Annotated in this window: 6 protein-coding genes, 3 tRNA genes and 1 riboswitch; of the genes, 6 read left to right on the top strand and 3 right to left on the bottom strand. The window is 42.9% G+C overall.

Annotation, left to right across the window (positions count from 1 at the left end):
* Positions 1-196: 196 nt before the first annotated feature.
* Entirely contained in the window at positions 197-6,232 is a 6,036-nt protein-coding gene (gene pulA / locus P0106_RS02895) for a type I pullulanase (RefSeq protein WP_473730457.1), read from the top strand.
* 1,204 nt (positions 6,233-7,436) lie between these two features.
* Here the strand turns inward: pulA and P0106_RS02900 are convergent.
* Positions 7,437-16,988 carry a Rib/alpha-like domain-containing protein gene (locus P0106_RS02900; RefSeq protein WP_473730414.1) on the bottom strand — a complete coding sequence of 3,184 codons (9,552 nt, stop codon included), beginning with the start codon at positions 16,986-16,988 and terminating at the stop codon, positions 7,437-7,439.
* Between the two features lie 572 nt (positions 16,989-17,560).
* Here P0106_RS02900 and P0106_RS02905 point away from each other — a divergent pair.
* The 3 genes from P0106_RS02905 (at position 17,561) to P0106_RS02915 (ending at position 20,422) form a co-directional block, all read left to right on the top strand.
* Positions 17,561-18,037 carry a holo-ACP synthase gene (locus P0106_RS02905; RefSeq protein ID WP_014554368.1) on the top strand — a complete coding sequence of 159 codons (477 nt, stop codon included), beginning with the start codon at positions 17,561-17,563 and terminating at the stop codon, positions 18,035-18,037.
* 216 nt (positions 18,038-18,253) lie between these two features.
* Positions 18,254-18,327: transfer RNA gene (locus tag P0106_RS02910), tRNA-Gly, on the top strand.
* 175 nt (positions 18,328-18,502) lie between these two features.
* Positions 18,503-20,422, top strand: a complete 1,920-nt coding sequence (locus P0106_RS02915; RefSeq protein WP_473730415.1) for a glycoside hydrolase family 25 protein — start codon at positions 18,503-18,505, stop codon at positions 20,420-20,422.
* Between the two features lie 86 nt (positions 20,423-20,508).
* Here P0106_RS02915 and P0106_RS02920 read toward each other — a convergent pair.
* Both P0106_RS02920 and P0106_RS02925 read right to left on the bottom strand, forming a co-directional pair.
* Positions 20,509-20,589 (bottom strand) — tRNA-Leu (locus P0106_RS02920).
* Positions 20,590-20,626: 37 nt separating this feature from the next.
* Positions 20,627-20,699 (bottom strand) — tRNA-Thr (locus P0106_RS02925).
* Between the two features lie 315 nt (positions 20,700-21,014).
* Between P0106_RS02925 and pgi the strand changes: the two genes are divergently transcribed.
* Positions 21,015-22,709, top strand: a complete 1,695-nt coding sequence (pgi, locus tag P0106_RS02930) for a glucose-6-phosphate isomerase (RefSeq protein WP_004114451.1) — start codon at positions 21,015-21,017, stop codon at positions 22,707-22,709.
* A 470-nt stretch (positions 22,710-23,179) separates the two neighbouring features.
* Positions 23,180-23,340: riboswitch (M-box (ykoK) riboswitch) on the top strand.
* 113 nt (positions 23,341-23,453) lie between these two features.
* Positions 23,454-23,666: a hypothetical protein gene (locus P0106_RS02935; protein WP_226913173.1), complete on the top strand. Its 213-nt coding sequence runs from the start codon at positions 23,454-23,456 to the stop codon at positions 23,664-23,666.
* Positions 23,667-23,757: the final 91 nt, after the last annotated feature.

A 23,757-nucleotide genomic window follows, 5' to 3' on the forward strand; every position in this document is an offset into this window, starting at 1 on the left:
GCTCCTTACGTGCAAAATTGCGAAAAATTCAATGTGCTTATGGCGATTTGCGTTCAAAATAAGCAATCTTATGTGTAAACCAAAGTTGGTTGTAATAAGAAGTGAAACATAGTTGTGTCACCTATAGTTTTCATGTTTTGCATGGAATAAAACAATATAGAAGCATGTTTGTGCCAACGGAGGAAAGGATATGCAGATGGTCGCTCATCGCCACCTTGCGTCGAAAATAGTTTCTATGATTGCAGCGAGTGCAATGTTAATAACAGGTTTTGCTGTTGTTGGCAATGCAAGCGCTAGTAGTGAGTCTAGTAGTGAATCTAGTAATCCTCAATCTAGCAATCTAACTCTTAACCGTAAGGGCGTTATTGTTACTGCATTCCAGCAGAATTGGAAGAGTATTGCTCAAGAATGCAAAACAACTTATGGTCCTGAGGGTGTTAAGTATGTGCAGGTGTCTCCTCCAAATGAGCATGTAAAGGGTACTCAGTGGTGGACTTCTTACCAGCCTGTGAGCTATAAATTAAAGTCAAAACTCGGTACTGAAAATGAGTTTAAGAGCATGATTGACACTTGCAAAGTTGCAGGTGTTGGAATTATTGCGGATGCTGTTATTAATCACATGACTGGTGCTGGTGATACTCATACAGAGGGTGTTGGTGGGAGCCAATATAGCGCTGCTAAAGAATATTTCCCAGATGCTGGATATAAGAAGGATGATTTCCATCAAGATGCTAGGAATATTGAGCACTATAACAATGCGGAGGAAGTGTGGAATCGCAGGCTTGTTGGCTTGCTTGATTTGGATACGTCAAAGCAGCATGTGCGAGAGACTTTAGGTAAGTACTTTGCTCATTTGCTCAAGCTTGGTGTTGCTGGCTTCCGTATCGATGCAGTAAAGCATATTTCTCCAACAGATATGGCTGCGATTAAGAAAGCTGCTGCTGATGCTGCGCACACTACGCCTGACAAGATTTGGTGGATGCAGGAGACGATTGGTGATCCTTCTGAAGCTAAAGAAATACAGCCAGATCAGCATTTAAAGGAAGGTGAAGTCAACGAATTCCAGTATTCCTACCGATTAAAGAGCAATTTTTATGGTTCAATTTCGAATCTAAAGAATATTACTAATGGACTTGTTCCAAGTGATAAAGCTTCGATTTTTGTTACTAATTGGGATACTCCTCGCGAAAATTATGTGCGCACGCTTACCTATAAGGATGGTCCTCGCTACGAGCTTGCAAACGCGTTTATGCTTGGCTACCCATATGGAAACCCAAACATTTACTCGGGGTATAGGTTTGAGAATGGTCATAAGGATGATGGTGCGCCTGGAGCGACTGAAGATAAAGTTGAAGATGTAGATTGTTCTCCAATAACTGGTTGGCAGTGCACTCAGCGTTGGACTTCGATTCGTGGAATGGTTGGCTTCTTTAATGCTGTAAATGGTGCTCAAGTCACTAATTGGCAGGAGAGTGACAATAATAACATTGCATTTAGCCGCGCAGGCAAGGGCTTCTTAGCAATTAACAATACTCCAAACGCAAAGAAAGTTTTGTATACTACTGATTTGCCAAATGGTGAGTATTGCAACGTTTATGCTGCGGGGAATTGCTCTAAGACTGTTAAAGTTACAGATGGCAAGGTTGCTGCGACTATTGCTCCTTATTCTGCAATTGCTTTGCATGTGGATTCTAAAGCAGATAGCGCTAGTAAAGCTGGTCCAGCACGTGATGAATCTGATCCAAAATACAATGTTGACGATGCTAAAGACCAGTCAACAACTGTCTATTTTAATGCTAAAAATAAAGCAGGTAATCCAAGTTCTGTAAATATTCATTATCAAATCGGCAATGGATCTTGGACTGCAGTTCCTGGTAGGCCAATGCGCAAAGTTTGCAATGATTGGTTTGCAAGAACAATTCCTAATAATGGCAAGCAAATTACTGCTGTATTTAATGACGGTGGAAGTAATTGGTATAACAATCAGCCTGAAGCAAACTTTGAAATTCAAGCTGGTTCGAAAACTTATGTAGTAGATGCCGATTTGAAAGGTTCTGAATCTGCTAGCATTCCTTGCAAGGTTGAGGACACATCTTCAAAGCCTTCTGCATTAAAGACGAAGATTGTTATTCACTATAAGCAAAAATCTGGTGACAATCGCCATATGGGAGTCTATATCTGGGGTCTTAAAGATGCTCAAGGTAAGGAAATAGATGGTGCTTGGCATGAGTTCAATGGTCAAGACGCTTTTGGTAAGACTTACATAGTTGAGGCTGATGGCACTTACGAGAGCGGGAAAGTCGGATTTATTATCGTTGAAGACATATCAAATGGTTGGAGTGATGATAAGAAGGACGGCGGAGATCGTAAGATCTGGCAAATCGAAGATGGTGTTGGCGAAGCTTGGGTTTACGGAGGAGATTCGAATACTTTTGCCGAACCTCCATCTGAAGTCTCTAACAAGCTTAATAACATTAAAACGTTAAACGTTACTGTTCACTATCGCAGAACAAACAAGGATTACGCTGGTTGGAATCTTTGGACTTGGTACGGTAGTGAGAAGGGCGTAAAGCGAGATTTTATAGCATCGGATGATTTCGGAAAGATTGCAGAATATACGTTCCACAATGATTCTGGCATAAAAGATCCGAAGTTTATTGTGCGCTATTCCATGCAAGGAAACGATTGGGTTGCTAAAGATCCAGGTGAAGGCGATCGTTCGATTCCTGCAAAGGCAATCACTTTAAGCCAAGATGGTAACACTGGTAACGCTGAAATCTGGCTTATGCAGGGCGATGGTAGAGTTTACTTAGGCCCAAATGTAATCAATACTAAGGCCAATGCTTTTAGCGCTGATATTACGTCTTTTAAGGAATTTACTGTAAATGTGAGCGGCGACCCTTCGGAAGTAAAACAAGATAGCGTTACCGTAACTGATGTTACAGATTCAAAGAAAGACAGTCATAAACCAATAGATATCTCACAAGTTGCTGTTGTGGATAATAGGATCGTAATCACTGCAAAGAACGAATTAGATCTTAAGAAAATGTATGAAATCAACATTAAGGGTGTTGGTGGAATGCCTAAGACAGTTTCTGCTTCAACTGTTAAAGGCTCTAAGATTGTTCGCACTGATGAGTTTGATCAAAAGTATGCGTACATAGGCGATGACTTGGGTGCTGTTGTAAATGGTAATTCTACGACTTTCAAGCTTTGGGCGCCAACTGCTGCAAAAGTGGAGTTAGTAACTTATAAGTCAACTGATGAAAAAGCGCAAGAAGATAAAAAGCAAGATATGACTCTTGGCACAGAAGATGGAAAGCTTGGCGTGTGGAGTATTACTACGAGTTATGCAAAAGCTGGCACTGCTTATACATACAAGGTTTATTTTGCAGATGGCACTGTTAATAATTCTCCAGACCCTTATGCAAAAGCTGCTGTGCGAAATGGAATGAGATCCGTTGTATTCGGTGGCAATATGGCAACACCTGTATCTCGTAAGGCATCATTTGGAAAGCGTCCAACTGATGCGACTATTGCAGAAATGAATATTCGCGACTTTTCGATTCATGAAAGTTCTGGCGTAGATGTTGCAAAGCGCGGAAAGTATCTTGGTGTAATTCAATCTGGTGCTAAAAAAGATGGCAAGCCAACTGGCTTTGATTATTTGAAGTCCCTCGGCATCACTCATGTGCAAATCATGCCAATGTATGATTTTGGTTCTGTTAATGAAGCAGGAGATTTGAGTTATGTTGATAAGAACGACAAAGATAATCCTCATCAAAACTGGGGCTATGATCCAATAAACTACAACGTTCCAGAAGGCTCCTATGCGTCTGATTCAGCAAATCCTGCTACGCGCATTACTGAGCTAAAGCAAATGGTTGAAGGTCTACATAAGGCTGGTTTGCGCGTGATTATGGACGTGGTTTATAACCATGTTTATAACGCAGAAAAGAACGCTTTTGGACAGACTGTGCCAGGCTACTACTTCCGTTACAACGATGACGGCAGCTTGTCTAATAGATCTGGTTGCGGAAACGATACTGCTTCAGAGCGCAAAATGATGCGAAAGTATATTGTTGACTCTGTAAAGTATTGGGCTAAAGAGTACGGTATTGACGGCTTCCGTTTTGATTTGATGGGATTGATTGACCTTGAAACCATTAAGGAAGTGCGTGAAGCTGTTCATGCAATTGACCCGAACTCGATTATTCTTGGCGAAGGCTGGGATATGAGCCAATTGCCTTATGGAAACCGCACTATTCAGCCTAATGCGTATAAGCTTGCTGAAAATAATGGCGTTGCGTTCTTTAACGATTCCTTCCGTGATGCTGTAAAGGGTCAAGGAGATGATGATGTTGCTGGATTCGTGTCTGGAAACAGAGGCAGCGACAATCTTGTAATGCAAAATCTTTACGGTTGCCAGCCTGGAAACGCAAGCTGCACTGGTAGGCGCTACGCGAATGCTGGTCAGACTGTGCAATATGTTGAAGCTCACGACAATCTTAATCTTTACGATAAGTTGAAGAAATCCTTGCCTAATGAGACAGAAGAGAATCTTAAGAAGCGAGTAATGCTTGCTAATTCGCTTGTAATGTTTGCGCATGGCATGCCATTCTTTGAGCTTGGTCAAGAGTTCTTACGAAGCAAGAATGGTAATGCTAATAGTTACAATGCTGGCGACGGTGACAATTCCGTTAAGTGGGATCTAGTTAAAACGAATGAAGATGCTGTCGAGTACTTCAAAGCGTTGATAAAGCTAAGAAACGAGATTCCAGCTTTACGAGATTCTGAATATTCTGATGTTAACAATAATATGCATTGGATTAAGAGCAGCGATGGTATTAACGCATTTAGTGTTGACAACAACGGTAAAACGTATGTGTTTATTTTCAATGCTAATAGTGGTGAATTTACTGTGAATATTGGCAAAGGAAAGTATCGCGTGCGCATTGCTGATGGGAAAGCTAACAGCAATGATGAGTCAGTGTGTCCTGAAGCATCTGTAGATGACAATGGAAATTACAAGGTTTCTGCTCTTTCGACTTCAGTACTTGTGAAGGATGCTGAAAAGAAGAACGACAATCCTTTTGCAAATATTAATGTTGATGATGTTCTCAAATATAAGATGAATCCTTTGGATATCAATAAGTTGAAGGATGAATCTAAGCCTGGTACGCAGAAGCCGAATCCATCTACTCCTGGGCATGAACAAACTCCTGGTACTGTTACTCCATCACCTCAGCCACCTGTTCCTGGTCCTGTAGTGCCAAATCCGGCTCCAGCGCCTGGCCCTCATCCTCAGCCTGGTTCTAATCCTGTGAATCCGGCTCCTCAGCCAGCGCCAGTTCCAACTCCAACTCCTGGAGAAACTCATCCTGGAACTCATGAGCCAAATTCATCTACGCCTGGTCGTGAGCAAACTCCTGGAGACTCTGATACTGAAAATCATCCTGCTCCACATACTTTAGTCCCAGATGTGGGTACTGCTCCTAGTAATTCCGAATCAGGTTCTGCATCCCAGCAAGGCTCTAAGTCTAATACGCCTGCTCATGAACCTAATAATAGTATTGAATCTAAGCCTAATGCTGAGTCTCACTCTACTTCTGAATATCAAACTCATTCAAAACCTAAGCAGAATGTGCATGAAAATTCAGATCAGTCTAAACCAGCTAAAACAAAACCTGAATCTTCCTCAAATTCTGCTGTATCTGCGCCTGCTAAGCCATCATCAGCTGCTCCAACTCCTACTGCACCGGCAACAGTGCAGCAGCTTAAGTCAGAGCTAAGAGGAACTCTGCTAGTACGAGACAATAATGTTGCGAATGCTGGAGTTGTGAACAAAGTAAACATTCGCATTCAAAACGGCGAGTTTATTGAACGTCTGAATCGTGAAGGTATTGCATATGCTTACGCATACATCTACTCGTCTCCGCGATTGCTTAAAGGCTCCGACGGTTCAAAGTATGTTACTGTACGAATGGTGAATGGCGTGCCTCAATTCGATGCAATATTCCCAGCTGGATACTCTGGTAAACACACTGTTCTACTTGTAGACGAGAGTGGCAAACAAATCGCATGGACTGAAGTAACTGTTGTAGATAATGGTGTTTCAAAGCGTGGTGGATCTATGCTTCAAACAGGAAGCAACATTGTTTATACTTTTGCGCTGTTCATTATACTTACATTTGTTGCAGCTATTGCTCGTTATAAAGTTGCATTTAGATAGATTTGTGGCTTTGAGTTTTAAAGCGTCGCGCGCGAGAGCACTTTTGTAGTGCGTTTGCTTTGACTGAGCTTGAAATTTCATAACGCATTTCAAGCTCCTTCAAAGCGTGATTTGGCTTAAACGTAAAGTCCAGTGGACTTTACGCGCCAGATCAGCCGAGCGGCTACTAATAGACGTTCGGAATCACACGGCTAATCCGCGCGAACGACGATCAACCTTGTAGTGCGATTGTATGACGACACGCCGTAAATCAGGTACAAACGCACTACAAGGTTGCGCCAAGTTAGGTATAGATTCGAGATTTTTCGCACTGAATGAAGCGTATCGCTCGCGCGTTACAGCGCGCTCACGTCTTCGCTTGCGTTGAAAGCACACTGTGCTTTCAACTTTGAGCAAGCTCAGCGAATCGAAGTGCATTCGCGCGCTACGCTTTAAGCGCTCAAGCAAGTCGATTCGCAGCTCTTTGATGGTGATTCGCTGAAGTAGCAAGAAAAATCGAGAATCTCGGTGATAAAAACCACGCAAAAGTTCTAGATATTCAGAAGGTTTGATGTATTTCTATACGAGCAATAAAAGAGGAGAGTAGCGACGGGATTTGCGAGGAGAGAAATACTCAAACCTCGCGCAATACCAAGTAAGGAAACCGTACTACGCTCTAAACCCAGACGCTCGCCTAGATGCCAGCGGCTGCTACTGCTGAGCTGCTGCTTACTTACAAACGCCGGGGAATTTTCTCCGGCGTTTGTAGTCGTTTTGGCGTTATGTGGAAACATTTGCTGTGTTATTCCACGGCATCTGTTTTCGCTCTGGCTTTATTTGACCACATTTGCAGGAAAAATGTAAGGCGATTGGAGTTGCGTTAAAAATTACGTAAGTAGCTCTGTAGTTCAGTATGCCATATTTAGTACGTGTAGCATTGCGTATGTCGCCTGATATTACCTAATGCCAGTAGTACGCTGTCATTATCGCAGTGGTATGCTATTTCGCTACCAGTACACGCTACCAGTACCCAGATCATTTAACGGCATCTATTTGTCGCACCTATATCTCTGTAGCTTATACCTCTGTAGCCTACAGTTCTATAGCTTTACAGATATAACAATGCTCCGTGGTTGAAGAGTTGTCGTAAATCTTGCGAACCCTTTTATCACGGAGCATATGTATATTATTTATTCAATTTTAATATTTGTTGCACCACCAACGTTTAGTCGCGCTTCTTCCTGCGAATAATGACTGCGAGTGCAGCACCTATTGCGCCTGCGAGTGCAGCAACAGTGCTTGCTGCAGCAATTGCAGAGCCTGTATTGGTTAACTTTGATTGCGCAACATGACCGGAGGAGTGATGTGCAGGAGACTTAGGAGCTTGTAACTGAGTGTTATTGCTCTTATTCCTGTTGTTTTCACTGTTGCCAGTGTGTTCATCAGAATCATGAGAACCAGATTCATGTTCTAGGGTTGGCGCAGGTGCTGGTTCCGGTGTCGGTGCCGGTTCTGGCGTTGGTGTTGGTTTCTTGGTTGGGTTGTTTCCTACTTTACCGTTTGCCTTGTTGGATGGTTGACCATTCTTCTTGGCTTGCGCGGTAATCGTACTACCATCCTTGATTTGGGTTGCAGGGATGGTGACTTTACCAGTCTTAGGATCAACAGTCACGCCGGTTGGAGTATTACCGTTAATAGTCCAGTTACCATTCTTATCTTTCTTCACGGTAATTGTTACAGGAGTCGTTGTATCGCCTTCTGGAATATACGTGATTTCTAGAGTATCAGCATCTGCTGGTGGGGTAACAGTTGCGGAACCTTGCTCAACACCATCTTGTGGCGTGAGTATAGTCGGCTCACCCGCAGGCGTTGGCGTTGGTGTTGGTTTCTTGGTTGGGTTATTTCCTACTTTACCGTTTGCCTTGTTGGATGGTTGACCATTCTTCTTGGCTTGCGCGGTAATCGTACTACCATCCTTGATTTGGGTTGCAGGGATGGTGACTTTACCAGTCTTAGGATCAACAGTCACGCCGGTTGGAGTATTACCGTTAATAGTCCAGTTACCATTCTTATCTTTCTTCACGGTAATTGTTACAGGAGTCGTTGTATCGCCTTCTGGAATATACGTGATTTCTAGAGTATCAGCATCTGCTGGTGGGGTAACAGTTGCGGAACCTTGCTCAACACCATCTTGTGGCGTGAGTATAGTCGGCTCACCCGCAGGCGTTGGCGTTGGTTCTGGTGCAGGCTTCTCCTTTTCGCCAACTTTAGCAGTTACCACTTCTGACTTGCTCTTGCCAGTCTTATCGCTACTGTCTTCTGATTGCGCAGTAATAGTGCTACCGTGCTTAATCTTGTTTGCTGGAATCGTAACAACGCCAGTTTGCGGATTAACGGTTACGCCTTCTGGAGCGTCTCCGTCAATCTTCCACTCATGCTTGTCGCCTTCAGCAACAACAGTAATCGTTGCGGTTGTTTCACTGCCTTCTGGAGTGTAAGTAACTACAACCTTGTTCACGCGCGTATCCGTGAGATCAGGCGTCACGCTAGCACCACCCTCGGCTGGAGTGTCAATCTTTGGCTTAGTTATATTTCCGTTGACAGTAATATTTACGCTATCGCCTGTCTTTGCACCATCACCCTTACCGTTGGTTGGTGTGAGGGTGACGATGGCACCAGGCTTTTGCTTGTCGATAGTAATAGTGAAGTTGCCATCTTTATCTGCGGTACCAGTTCCGATTTGATTGCCATTGTTATCGGTAACAGTTACTGTTGCGCCCGGAAGAGTCTTTCCAGTGATGATTTGTTTAGTAGAATCATCTGGATTGTCTTTTAGCGTTTGCTCACTAATCTGTGGAGTCTTAAAGCCAGTTACAGCAGTAGCGGGATCAGATGGTTTGTCCGTCTTGTTCTTAGATACTGCAGTAATAGTACTGCCATCCTCCAAATTCTTTGCTGGAATCGTAACAACGCCAGTTTGCGGATTAACGGTTACGCCTTCTGGAGCGTCTCCGTCAATCTTCCACTTACCATTGTTATCCTTCTTAGCAATAATTGTGCGAACTGGCTGTTCTGGACCATTGATTGAATTTGGCTTAGCATTGATTTCAATCTTTACAACCGTTGTGTCATCAGTTGGCGGAGTTACAGTTACGTTTCCGTCGTTCTTCTGGTTGTCGGTTGGTACCGTAATCGTTGGCTTTTGTGGTTTAGCAGTGACGGTTACAGTAGTTGCATCACCATCAACTCCACCCTTGTTTGGAACAAGCTTGAGTGTTGTGCCAGGGGTCTGATGAGGAACATCAACGGTAAAGTTGCCATCTTTATCTACAGTGACAGTTATTTCTTTATCGCCATCCTTCAATGCGGTGCCATTGCTGTTTTGAACCTTGATAGTGGCTTCAGGAGTTCCCTTACCAGTAATAGTTGTCTTGCCATTATCTGCAGAACCTTTATCACCAGGCTTGTTTTCGGCTTTACCATCGTTGATAAATGGCTTGTTCTGTGCCACAACGTTTACTGTTACTGGTACGTTCACAGGATTTGCGATACCCGGAATAGTTACCACGACAGTGCCGCTCTTATTGTTTCCAGCTGTCTTGGTATCTGGAGTACCGTTAGTTGCCCAAGCAAACTTGGTTCCGTTAGGTAACTCATCCTTATTGGCAATGCTGTTTTCTGCGCTTGGAGAATCACCAACATGTACGCTCACCGTTTTACCGGCTGGATTTGGCACAACGAACACATTGACTGAAATGTCAACATCTGGCTCGCCTGGCACTTTAACGGTCACAACGCCTGGTTGGTTGCCAGTCTTTGATGTATCAGGCTTCTTCTTCCAAGAAATACTAGCATCCTTAGGTAGATCCTTATGATTCTTAATAACATCCTCTGGCTTAGGAGTAGTGTCAGTTGTGTCACCATTCTTCTTTTGCAACACAGTTACGTCGTTTGCGACAGGTTCTGGTGTCACAGTAATTGTTACTGGCACTTCTTGAGGTGCTTGCCCTGGAATCTTGACAATCACTGTGCCACTAGCAGTGCCTGGCTTGTCGGTCTTTGGAGCAGCATCTTTCTTCCACTCGAAGGTGGTTCCCTTAGGGAGTTTGGTGCTGTTATCAATGCTGTTCTTAGGATCAGGATTGCTGTTCTGTGCAACGGTGGTTACCTTTGCTATAGGCGCAGGGTTTACGTTCACTGTTACAGGAACATCAATCGTATAACCAGACTTGCCATTTACGCCTGGAATGGTGACTTTTACTTTACCGCCTGTCTTTTCTCCAACGGTATCTGTAGTTGGTTTGCCACTATCTTCCCACTCGAACGTAGTGCCATTAGGGAACTTACTCTTATCGCTAGAATCCTTAATAGCATCTTTAGCTTCTGGCAGTGTGCCATTTTGTGGAACGTTCACAACATTCGCTTCTGGCTTTGGCAAAACGTTCACTGTTACAGGAACATCTACAGGGGATTGACCTGGGAGGGTAACAATAATCTTGCCATTCTTTGCGCCAGGATTGTTAGTATCTGGTTTATCTTCAGGTTTCCACTCGAACGTAGTGCCATTAGGGAACTTACTAGTATCGTGAGAATCCTTAATAACATCCTTAGCTTCTGGCAAATCCTTGCCCTGTGGCACGTTGACTTCAGATGCACTTGGGTCAACAACTTTAACCGTTACTTCAACTTCTTGAGGAGTATCAGATCCAGGAATAGTAATCTTTACTTTGCCTTTTACGCTGTTACCTTCCTTAGATGTGTCTGGTTTTCCGTTGTTATCCCACTCGAACTTAGTGCCATTAGGGAACTTATCCTTATTGGCAATGCTGTCCTCTGGCTTAGGCTCCACGCCCTTTGGCACAGTCACAACTTTAGCTGTAGCAGTTGGAGACTTAATAGTTACAGGCACGTTGATAACAGTTGTTGATCCATCCGGATATGTAACTGTTACAGGCACCTCAAACTTTCCAGCCTTATCTCCATTAGGGATCTTAGACTTATCTCCCTCAGCAATAGAGTAAGTTGGCTTATTTGTTTCGTTCGTTGGCCAGGTAGGAACACTTACTTTGCCAATAATTTCGTCGTCCGAAGGCTTTTGACCATTATCTTTTTCAAGATTATCTGCCTTAGGTGGGTAAAGTTCAGACTGCTTATTGCTAATAGTTACTGGCACGTCAACAGTGTCAGTTGTGCCATCTGGGTAGGTGACTTTAACCTTAACAGTAGAGTTTCCAGGAGTTTTACCATCTGGAAGCTTTGTGTTAGGCTCGTTCAACTCAATCTTTGGTTGTTCCTTTGAATCTTTTGACCAATTAGGAACAGTTACATTGCCTGTTACATCATCAGATGTAACCTGCTTGCCAAACGGCTTAACAACAGGTGTTACCTTTGGTTCGAAAGTATCCGACTGCTTGTTCTTAATAGTCACATCAACAGTAACTTCATCAGTTGTGTTATCCGGGTACGTGACTTTAACCTTAACGTGATAAGTGCCAGGCTTTGTGCCGTCTGGAATATCCTCATCTTTGCTGGTGATGGTGACTTTTGGCTTATCGCCATCCTTCTTTGGCTTAAAATCAGGAACAGTTACAGCATCCGTAACAGCTTTCTTGGTCTTTTCTTTACCAGTGCCATACGGCTCTTCCACAGTGTCAACTGCAGGAGTGTTTGCAGTGGCATCGGTATCTGTAACTACTACAGGTACTTGCACAACAGTGCTGGAACCATCTGGATATGTGACCTTAACAGGTACGTTAGTTGTGCCAGTCTTGTCTGTAGTTGGCAGAGGATTGTTTGGATTTACAAGCTCTACTTTTGTTTCCTTTGGAGCAGTCTTGTCCTTAACTGTAGAAGTCTTTACAGCCTTCTTGATTTCATCAGCATCAGGAGCTTTCTCATTACGCTTCTTGTTGATAGCTTCTGCGCCTGGTTTGTAGGTTTCGTTATCTGGATTGCCAACTGTTACAGGAACTTCCACGTGATCCTCAGAACCGTCAGGATACTTAACAGTAACCTTAACGTTTACGGTTCCAGGAGTCTTAGTGTCGATAGGTGTTTGACCTTTATCAACTGTAATTGTTGTACCATTTGGTTTATTTGGAACAGTGACTTTAGCAATGATGTCATTGTCAGAAGGGCCACTTTCTCCATACTTCTTAGTGATTCCGCCGTCAACCTTTGGCGTATGAGTTTCACTTTGAGGCTTTCCTACAGTAACCTTTACTGTTGCGTGATCTTTAGAACCATCCTTATATGTAATGGTTACAGGAATATCGAAAGTACCAGGCTGAGTGCCATCTGGAACAGTCTTAGCTTTGTCGTCAATAGCAATACTTGCGCCTTCTGGAAGCGTTATATCTTTGCCTTGCTTATCTTTACCAAAGCTAATACCTTTATCCTTGCCAACGCCGGTAATCTTGCTGGATATACCTGCATTCGGCGTCTTATTGTAGTCAATGTTAATTGTTTGACCTTCTGGCTTATAAGTTTCGCTTTGTGGCTTCAGCACTCTAACAGTTACTGTTGCAACGTCACTAGAGCCATCCTTATACGTAACCTTAACCTGCACTTGGCTTTCGCCAGGCTTATCGGTGCTTGGAACGTCTTTTGTGTTGACGATTTCTACTGACTTGAGTTTATCTTTTCCAGATGTGCCATTCCACGTCAAGCCGCCGCCATTATCAAATGACGTGATTTTCTTAGTCAATTCTTCTGGCTTAGTGTTCCATGGAACTTCAACTGTTTGACCCTTTGGATCATAATCCTTAGCATCCTTATGAATCAACACAGGAACATTAACTATTGTAGTTGAATGATCCGGGTATGTAATTGTTACAGGAACAGTGTGAACACCATCATCTTGAGGAATATTTCCAACTGTGAAAGTCAAATCTTTCTTATCAATTGGGGTCTTCTTCGGGTCATCCTTCTTGGTAATAATAATCGCGTTTGTAATAGCGTTTTGGTCAGGATTCTTTGGTGTAGCATTAGGAGCAGCATTATGCTCTTCAGCATCCGTGTATACGGAAATCTGAACCTTTAGCTTGGATGTATTGCCAGCTTCGTCTTTAACAATAAGATCACGAGACCACTTGTTATCGGACGAATTAGTTAACTTCGGATCTCGCTTTCCAGTGCCCTTAATATGAATAGTTGCAGGCTTTTCTGCAGAATTTCCGTTTTGATTGTCAACAGTGATTTTTCCGTCGTAGCCTGGGAATGTTGATATTGTTGCGCTACTAATCTTGCCGCTGTTATCGTAAGACTTAATTTCAATATCAAAAGGCTTATCTTTATGTACTTTAAATTGGTAGTACATTTGTTTATCGTCATGTTTCACCTGATTTGTAGCAGGGTTCTCAATAACAGGCGCGATATTGTCCTTAACGGTAACTTTTGTCTCCACGTCTTTAGTTGAGCCGTCTGGGAACGTTATGCGGACTGTAGCGGTTGTATCTTTGCCAGGCTTATTCCAATCTGGTTCTTTAGCCCAAGAATACTTAGCGTCCTTAGGCAGTTTCTTCACTGCTTCTAGACCAATGCCGCTCTTAGGATCCGGATGCTTTGTGCCGTCGCTCATGTTGTACGTAACAGGCGTTCCTGTGACTTTGCTGTACTTATCTGATTGCGGTTTAACGATAAACTTCACAGTAACTTTATTAGTGTTGCCCGAAGGGTCCACAGCTGTGATGGTACGCGTATACTCGCCAGGCTTAGTGTTGAGTGGAGTAGTGCCGTCAAGCGTCAAAGTCTTAGGATCTGCAGTTGTGCCAGTTCCAGTAGGAGCTTTTTCTGTCTCGCCTGGAGTTTTAGGCGTTAAAGTAAGAGTTGTAACTTCTCCGCTATTGTCTGTTGCAGTAATCTTAATATCGTTCTTATCACCGCGGTACGTATTGATAATAAATACTGGTGCGTCTTTTGGACCACTTAGATGTGTGCCGTTAATGGTGTTATATGTACCACCGTCGCCCTTTTGCTGAATCGCAACTTTAGGACTTTCGTTATCCCTAACAGTTACCTTAACGTCAACAGTTTCAACGCGTGGGTGATTTTTGTCGTTAGTGGGAATAGTTACAATAACTTTTCCAGACTTTTCTTTGCCAACAGTGGAAGTGTCTGGAGTGCCGTTAGTTTCTTTGCTCCAAGCAAACTTAGTTCCTTTTGGTAAGCTTCTGTGGTTGGCAATAGCCTTCTTTGCGTCTTTTTCGTCTAGCTTATGACCTAAGTCAACAGTAATATTTCTCGGCTTAATGTCTTCTTTTTTCTCCACTTTTACAGTCACAGTTTTTTCTGTTTTGTGACCAGCAGCATCAGTTGCAGAGAACGTAAGAGTGTAAGTGCCAACCTCTTCAGGCTTAAAGCCGGAGAATGTATAAGTGAAAACCTTTTCCTTATCAGTATTCGTTGTGTAATCAGTTTTTGCACGCGCTGCGACAACCATCATCTTACTGAGATCATTTCGAGCAAAAGCCATTGTTGCTGTTGCGGCATTGATAGACTCAATCTTTACATCATCTTTTGCAGTAAGCTGAATTTTCAGATCTTCGCCAACTTTTACGGTAACGCTATCTTTATCAGCAGTAAGCGTTGGAGCTTTGTCATCCTTAGTAGCCTTCTTAGCGTCGCTTGCGTCAGAGCTTACGGAATCTGCAGTAGTAGTTACTGCAGTAATGTTTCCTTCAGGAATGCCATTAGCAACTGTAATTGTAACTTTGCCATCGTTGCCAACTTTTCCAGTTCCAATTTGATTGCCCTTGCTATCTTTAAGCGTTACAGTGCTTCCAGCTGTGCCAGGGCCTGCGTTAACTACAACTTCCTTGTTTTTTACGCCTGCAACACCAGTCAAATCAGTTTCAATTGTAGGTTTCTTAGGCTTAACTGTAAAAGTAATCTTTTCTTCCGCAGTACTGCCGTCGTTAAACGTGACTTTAGCAGTGTAAGTTCTCTTTCCTGCAACGTCTGTGGAAGGTTCGCCGTTCACCCACTCTGCGCTCTTAATTTTATCTTTAACATTCTTATCGGTTATGCCAAGATATTCCTTAGCGTCAACCTTGTTGCCGTCTTTGGTCTTTGTGAGCTTATCGCCAACAGTAGCATTAACGGTATTTCCATTAAGCTTATGTTGCAAAGAAAGTGGCTTTTTAATGTTTACAGGAATCGTAACAACGTGATACGAGTTATCTGAGTACACAACTTTTGCAGACGCGTTTGTGGTAAGAGTTTCCTTTCCGTTAAAGTACTCTTGTGGAATGTTGGTTGGAGGGAATGGATTAAAGACGAGTTGCCCTCCGCCTTCAATCCCAGTAACGTGAGGCTTCAAGTCGTTTTCAGTAAGCTTATGCCCCCAATCAACAGTAATCGGTGTAGTGGTTGGAGCCTTGTACTTCTGGTTCAGATTTTTAAGATGTACTGTAACTTTCTTTTCTACTTTGTTTCCAGAAGCGTCGGTTGCAGAGACAGTAACCGTGTAGTCAGTATTTGCTGGCGTGTTGCCGTTCTTATATTCAAACTTAACTCTATTAACAACATGGTTGTGATGCTTAGCTTCAGTTGCTTCCATGCCATTACTGTTTTCAGTGACATCTCCATTACCGTTAGGAAGACCCTTAACTGAGAAGCTATTAACCTTTCCGCTGTCATCTGATGTGCCGAAAGTGATTGTAGGAATATCTCCCTGATATACGGTTATGCTGTTGTTGGAGTTGTCAATCTCCTTGCCGTTTAAATACAGCTTTGGAGGGATTTTATCGCTTTTTGTAGGTGGCACATTTTCGTCTTTTGTGCGACCAGAAATAAACGTGTATGCAGAATGAGTAGTTCTTCCATAAGAGCTGCTATTTGCCCAAGTAAAGGCATTTTTGATTTCTTCATCGGTTACACCTGGTCGAAGCTTTAACTCGCAATGCATTCGTACAGCGTAATCAACGTGAGTTGTTGTTATACCAATACCATAGTTGTAGCTGTTATAAGGTCTTTGGTTTGGTGGGAGAGCCTTTTTGATAGCGGAATCCAAAGCATCTGGGTTAACATGGAAGTTGTCTTTTATATCTTGAGCACCAGATCCGCCAGGGCGTACGCCTATAGAGTAATGATATGTTGAGTTATTGTGATCCTGACTATCTTTCAAGAAGTCTTGATTGAAAGATTTGCTTGCATCGTGTTCAAACAAGCCAATATCGTGTGAAAGATTTGCATACGTTTGAGGTGATTTGTTATTGCGCTTGTAGAAGTCAAAACTAAGATTGCGCATAGTGTCACCCTTGTAGCCGCCGTTGCTTAAATCGGCAATTGCATAAGGAATTTGCCACACGTATTGATGCTTTGTTGATGCGGAAACCATGGATTTGCCGTCATTGTTAAAGAACACGTCGAAAACCAAGTACTTGTTATTGCCTTCGCCTTGAACGTGTGCATACATGTCGGTTTTGTTGATGATTCTATCCCAGTCGCCAACTTTGTCGTCTCCAACGTAGCCAAATTCGCCTCTACTGTTTAAGTAACGGTAGCGCTGATACTCAAGAATGTTTGGTGTATGCAGCCAAGGATTAGGGTCGTTCTTACGCACTTCTTGCGCGAAAGCTGCCGTAGTTGGAGGAAGAAGAATATTAGAGGATGCGAGGATTGGCTGACCACCCAAGCAGGTTGCTGCAGTGAGAACTGTGGCAAGTGTGCTCAATGAAACCTTGCGCATGGTTGCATACGCAGAAGATGAATCAACGTTTTTAAACGAGCTCTCAACTTGCTCGCGTGCATGCTTTTTGCGGTTGCTATTTGCCATAATAATCCGTAATCCTTTATTCTTGTGCTTCTTAATTTAACGTTCCCTAATGTGTGTCGTATATAAACTTGTGTCTAGTTCTTCTTCAAATACTAATTTTGTGTTTTCATAAAGCAACGGTAGACAATAAGTACGTTTATATACATGCTGCATAATATTATATCGTATTTTTACTATTTTGTCGTAATTTTTTTATTGTTAAGTGTTCCATAACTGTAAAATTTCCTGCGGGGGGGGGGGGTGCTCTATGTATAAAATATTGTCATAACGACGGATTGTTTAAAATTATCTAAAATTTTATCGTTTTATAGTAATTTATTCGCATATGAATTAATCACACTTGTAGCGTTTCTTGTACACATGCTTAAGCAGGTAGTAGCGTGCGTAATTTTCTGGCGTTTGCTGTCGTTTTGTAGTTTTGGAAAACATTTGCCGGTGATTTTTTCGGCGTTTGCTACTGCAGTAAAAGCGCGTAAGTGATTGTTGATTTAAATATATTTTATACAAGATTTTATATAGTATTTTTGCGTAGAACATAAAAAAGTATGTATATGTGCTAAAAGTAGGTGTGTATGATTGCAGGAATAGGGCACGACTTGGTAAACGTTGCGCAGTTTGCTGAGCAGATGCATGATGGCGATGGTTGGCGTGCTCTGTTTTCTCAGAGAGAGCTTAGACAGTGCGCCATGCGAGCGCACTCAAAAAACGACGCTGAGGCGATGCATATTGCAGCGCGCTGGGCTGGAAAAGAGGCGGTTATAAAATCTTGGTGTGAGGCTTTATCTTCGTTTGGAGATGCAAAATATCCTTACACGCTAGATAACACACCGTGGGCGAGTATTGAGATTTTAGATGATTCTTATGGTTGCCCAAGTGTTCATCTTGATGATGCTGTTAATGAAAAGCTTATGCAATCTTTAGGCACGGTTCCTATGATTAATGCACAGAATGGCTTTTCTATTAGATGGCATGTTTCTTTGAGCCACGATGGTTTGCTTGAAGACGCATCTGCAATCGCATCTGCGTTTGTGATTCTAGAAATAGCTTAGATATTTTGCAATTTGCACTGTATGGTTTTGTGTATTTTTCCCGCGTTTGTTGTCGTATTTGCATAAAAAGGGAACAAACGCGGGAATGTTAATAGTGTGCTACAACGCTCTTGAGAATCTAAGTGGAGTGTCGTTAGTTGTTTTATGTCAAAATCATCTGTATAATTGTTCGAGTCGCTGTTTTGGGGTCTTATAAAAATTCCATTACGTGCAATTGCGGATGTAGCTCAATGGTAGAGTATCAGTCTTCCAAACTGATGACGCGGGTCCGATTCCCGTCATCCGCTCCACTTGATTTCTGTGATTTCTTTGATTCCGATTGTTCTAAATATATCGTGATTAGTCATAGTTATTTTTGTGTTTTTCGTTATTCTATATGATTCGCAACTTGTTTCTTTACTGTTTGCGCATATTGCTATGGTTGTATGAGGTAAAAACACGTAAAAGCATATCTCTGGAGGAGTTGTGGGACAAATTATTGTACGTGTAATTGCAAGTTTAGTTTCTGTTGCTGCTGCATTTGTTATGAACGTTTCTCCATCTATTAATGTTGAAGGACGTAGTGTTTTTGAAGGCTCTGCTTCTAGTTCATTAAGAAGTTCATTAAGAAGTGCCAAAAATAATGCAATAAAAAGTGCAGATAATGGAAATAGTAATTCTGCTGAAGATAATCGTTTGAATGGTTTTGCCGATGGTGATGCCAATAATCCTGATTTTAAGTTGCCTTCAAAAGTGGCGTCGTCATTTAAGAATAGTGACGAAGTAGTTTCTTCAAAATATGCTCTTACATCTACTGGTCATTTGAAATCTCTTAAAACTGGCGATATTGTTACTGATCCTAAAATTATTGGCACTAAAGACAAGCAGCCAGATCCTCTTGCTAAGAGCGATGGAAGACGTTTTACGCCTATTACTGTTGGAGATTTGCGAAAAGCAATTAAGCGCTACAATTCTACGAATTCTACAAATTCTGCCAGTTCCGCCAATCCTTCCAAAGTTCGTCTAATAAGCTCAAATCAGCCTATTCCAGACGAGTCTAAATCTTCTGCTAAAGCAAAAGATTCAACAATATTGTCTTCTAAAACAGCCACAACAACTGATGGTGTTGTTCGCAAAGCCTATTTGCCTGTAACAAATTATGGTGTGGAATGGGAAGATTACAATGGTTCTCAATCATTCTTTGATGGCAACGGAAACATGTTTGCTTATAACGCTAGGGGTGTTATAGATGTTTCTGAACATCAGCACGAAATTGATTGGGCTGCTGCTAAAGCCGCTGGAGTAGAAGGTGCGATAATTCGCATCAGCTACGGTTGGGATAATGGTTACGACAAGTATGCTGTGCGAAATATTAACGAATGCAAGCGTTTAGGTATTCCTTTTGGAGTTTATGTTTATTCCTACGCTGAAACGCCTTCTGATGGAGCTTCCGAAGGTGCTGATGTGGCAAGGCTTTTGCAAGGTGCTGGCGTTAATCCAAGTGACCTTGCATACCCTGTTTACTATGATTTGGAAAGATGGGAGTGGGCAGGGCATCAACCACCTACTGATCCATACGTTTATCAGAATATTGTTGCATCGTGGTGGAACCAGCTTGCTTCTGTTGGATACACTAATCTAGGTGTTTATTCTTATGCTAATTATTTAAACGGTCCGCTTAATTCCCAATATATTCACGATCGTACAAGCTGGGTTGCTAGCTATGGTGCCAGTACGCTTTTTAACATTACAACACCATTAGGTGGCTGGCAGTACACTTCTAGCGGTTCTGTATCTGGAATTCAAGGTAATGTTGATTTAAATGCATTTGGTACTAGGCCAACTACGCCTACAAGCCGCGCTCACATCGATTTTACGTGGATTATTCGCAGTAACGATATAGCTGTAGGCGCTGCAGCAAGTAGTAGTATTTACAATCATATGGAATACCGTTGGCTTGCTTACGATTTGCTTAATAAGCAGTGGAAGACTATTTCTGACTGGTCTGTTAGCAATTGGGCTTCTTGGGTGACAAGCAACGGTGATTATTGGCTTCACTGTGATGTTCGTGATTCGTTCACTAAGAAGCCTTTGGGTAACAAAACCATTGCTTTCCATTATGAGATTCAAAATGCACCGGCTCCTGTTTTTACAGGTGATACCGTGATTTCTGGCACTTATGCGGCTTGGCGTGGTAGCAATGTTTTACTAGGTGCTACTACAAATAATCCTAATGGTTACACGATTATCAAAATATATGACTATAACGCCAAACAATGGGTGAGCCAATTTAAGGGTCCATGGGCTTTGTGGAGTCCTAAACCTGGAATTTATTGGACACATTTTGAAGCCTACACATCTAATGGTACACTCAAAGATACTAAGACTTATGCTTTTGGAGTGTAGTTTTAGACTAAGAGTTAATATTTTCTCTGGTTGTTTCGTTTAAGAGAAAAAATGGACCATGTGCAATAGCATCTGGTCCATTTTTGTGCGCGAGATGGGACTTGAACCCACATGTCGTAAGACACAGGAACCTAAATCCTGCGCGTCTACCATTTCGCCACTCGCGCTTAAATCGCCTAAAACAAGCGAAAAAGAAACTTTAAGAGCCACTTGACAGAATCGAACTGTCGACCTTCTCATTACGAGTGAGACGCTCTACCGACTGAGCTAAAGTGGCAATTTGCCCGAGAAGCATTCGCGACTCGCGCACAAATCAAATACTATATATTAATATTTGCAATTTGTCTAGCATGACGCGCCGCAAATGTTCGCATGTGTTCTAGTCAAAGTGTATTTCTGTCCGCTTTTGTGAGTATCTTGGCAATTGGAAGATAGTGATGCACAAGTTCCACTTTGCGCGCATTTACACGTGTTTACTTTATAGTTCACTATGATTCTCGATGATTATTGTGATTAAAACGTGTTCGAGTGTGCCTAAAGATTGATAAAACAAGGCATCACGTCACTTCATTCAAGATGAAAGGACCAAGAAATGGCCATCAATCCACCAGTTGACGCCGTTAAAACACCTGAATGGGCTGCTTTGCAGAAGCACTATGATGAATTGCAGTCCGAAGGCGTGAGCCTGAAGAAGTGGTTTGCTCAGGATGCAAATCGCGTGGATAAGTTGAGCTTCGAAGCTGGAGACCTCCACTTCGATCTTTCTAAGAATTTGATTAAGCCAGAGACGCTTAAGCTTTTCGCCGACCTTGCAAAGGCAGTTAAGCTTGATGAGCGCACTAAGGCGATGTACACTGGCGTGCACATTAACAACACCGAAGATCGTGCAGTATTGCACACCGCTTTGCGTCGTCCAGCCGAAGATGCTGGTAAGTTCATGGTAGACGGTCAAGATACCGTTGCCGACGTGCGTGAAGTGTTGGGTCGCATTTACGATTTTGCTAACGAAGTTCGCTCCGGCGCTTGGAAGGGCGTTACTGGCAAGAACATCAAGACCGTTGTAAACATTGGTATCGGCGGCTCTGATTTGGGTCCAGTCATGGTTTACGAAGCCTTGAAGCCATATGCTGATGCTGGAATTAGCGCTCGCTATGTTTCTAATATCGATCCAAATGATATGGCAGAGAAGACCAAGGATTTGGATCCAGAAACCACGCTTTTCATCATTGTTTCCAAGACTTTCACCACTTTGGAGACTTTGACCAACGCTCGTACCGCTCGTACCTGGTTGCTTAACAAGCTTCAGGAGAGCGGTGCTATTGACGGCAGCGACGCAAAGAAGGCTGAAGCTGTTGCAAAGCACTTCGTGGCTGTTTCCACCAATCTCGAGAAGGTTGAAGAGTTCGGCATTAACCCAACCAACGCTTTCGGATTCTGGAACTGGGTTGGCGGCCGCTACTCTGTGGATTCCGCTGTTGGCACTTCTTTGGCTGTAGTTCTTGGACCAGAGCGCTTCGAAGAGTTCTTGAAGGGCTTCCACGCAATCGATACTTACTTTGCTGAAACCCCATTCGAGAAGAATGTTGTTGTGCTTCTCGGTATGCTCAACGTTTGGTACCGCAACTTCTACAAGGTTGCTTCTCACGCTGTGCTTCCATACGATCAGTACTTGCACCGTTTCCCAGCTTATTTGCAGCAGCTCACCATGGAATCCAACGGTAAGTCTGTGCGCTGGGACGGCACTCCTGTAACAAGCGAAACCGGCGAAATCTTCTGGGGTGAGCCAGGCACCAACGGCCAGCACGCTTTCTACCAGTTGATTCACCAGGGCACTCAGCTTATTCCAGCTGACTTCATTGCTTTCGTGAACACGCCAAATCCTACTAAAGATGGAGATCAGGATGTGCACGAGCTCTTCTTGGGCAACTATCTTGCACAGACTAAGGCTCTTGCTTTCGGCAAGACTGCTGACGAAGTTCGCGCTGAAGGAACTCCAGAAGAGATTGTTCCAGCTCGCGTATTTAGCGGCAACCGTCCAACCACTTCTATCTTCGGCGAAGCTTTGACTCCATTTAGCTTGGGCGAGTTGATTGCTCTCTACGAGCACATCACCTTCGTCGAAGGCACTGTTTGGGGCTTGGATTCCTACGATCAGTGGGGTGTGGAGCTTGGCAAGCAGCTTGCAAAGCAGATTACTCCTGCAATCTCTAAGGATGACGATGCTTTGGCAGCTCAGGATGCTTCTACCCAGAGCTTGATTCGCTTCTATCGCGCTCATCGCAAGTAGTAGTGAGTGTGTAGCAATCTTATTTGATTGTTGATTTAAAGCCTCTTGTTGATTAAATCTTCAAGAGGCTTTTTCTCTAATCGAGGCATTTCCTTGCTTACTGTTGCGCGAGGGCTGGGTGTTTCTTGTCTCACAACGCTCCGCCTATTACGTGTTGGTTGTTGTTGCGGTTGTTCCGTTTTGGTTTTGATTTTGTTTTTAGGTTGAAGTTTGTTTGTAGTGGTTGATCATTGGATTATTTGGTATCGGCTACCGCTCTTATATTGTTCGACCAAGAATCACCAAGCCCTCTTACGTGCTTGAGCAATTGCGTATCGCTTAATCACCGAGATTCTCGATTTTTCTTGTAGTGCGTTTGTACCTGATTTACGGCGTGTCGCTATACAATCGCACTACAGGTGCAAGTGGTGGCTAATATTCTCAAGTCAATTCAAAAATAGGTTGACACAAGAGCAGTGATAATTTATAATGAGCACGGTCGGTAGGTAAGGCTACCACGGGGATACGGGTTGCTGCCGCAACACAGTGGAGACACTGCAAGTTGGTCAACAGTCGTTGTCGATTTCAAGGCTTCGACTAATGCAACACCACCGCCCTGCGAAGCTGAAGCTTGAACGACAAGATTAAGGTTGATTTCTTTTGATTTAAAAATCACCTTGTGTCTTCTTGCTTGCCGTCCGGTTCAATGATGATACGATGATACGGTTTTGCGTTGGCGCGCACAAGCTAGAGGAGGTGATTGCCGTGAAACATGACAGTAGCAGTAGTACCAGTTGTAATCAAAGTGCTAATACAGTTAATGCCGTTAGTGACGATTCAGACAGTATTAGTAGTAGTACAGACGTTCCCCCTGAATATACAAAAGATGAATATAAAAAACCGGCAGTCACCGCCAAAATGTTTGCGATTACAGGTTTTGCGATTAAAGATTTTATTTTATTTGATTTGTTGGGATAAGTCGCCAGCAACCGCGCGCTAAATAAGCGCTTCTAAAATAAAGTCTAAAATTCTAAGCAAAATTTAAGATAAACGCAAAAAATAGTGGTGA

This window comes from Gardnerella sp. c11Ua_71, from assembly GCF_055818025.1.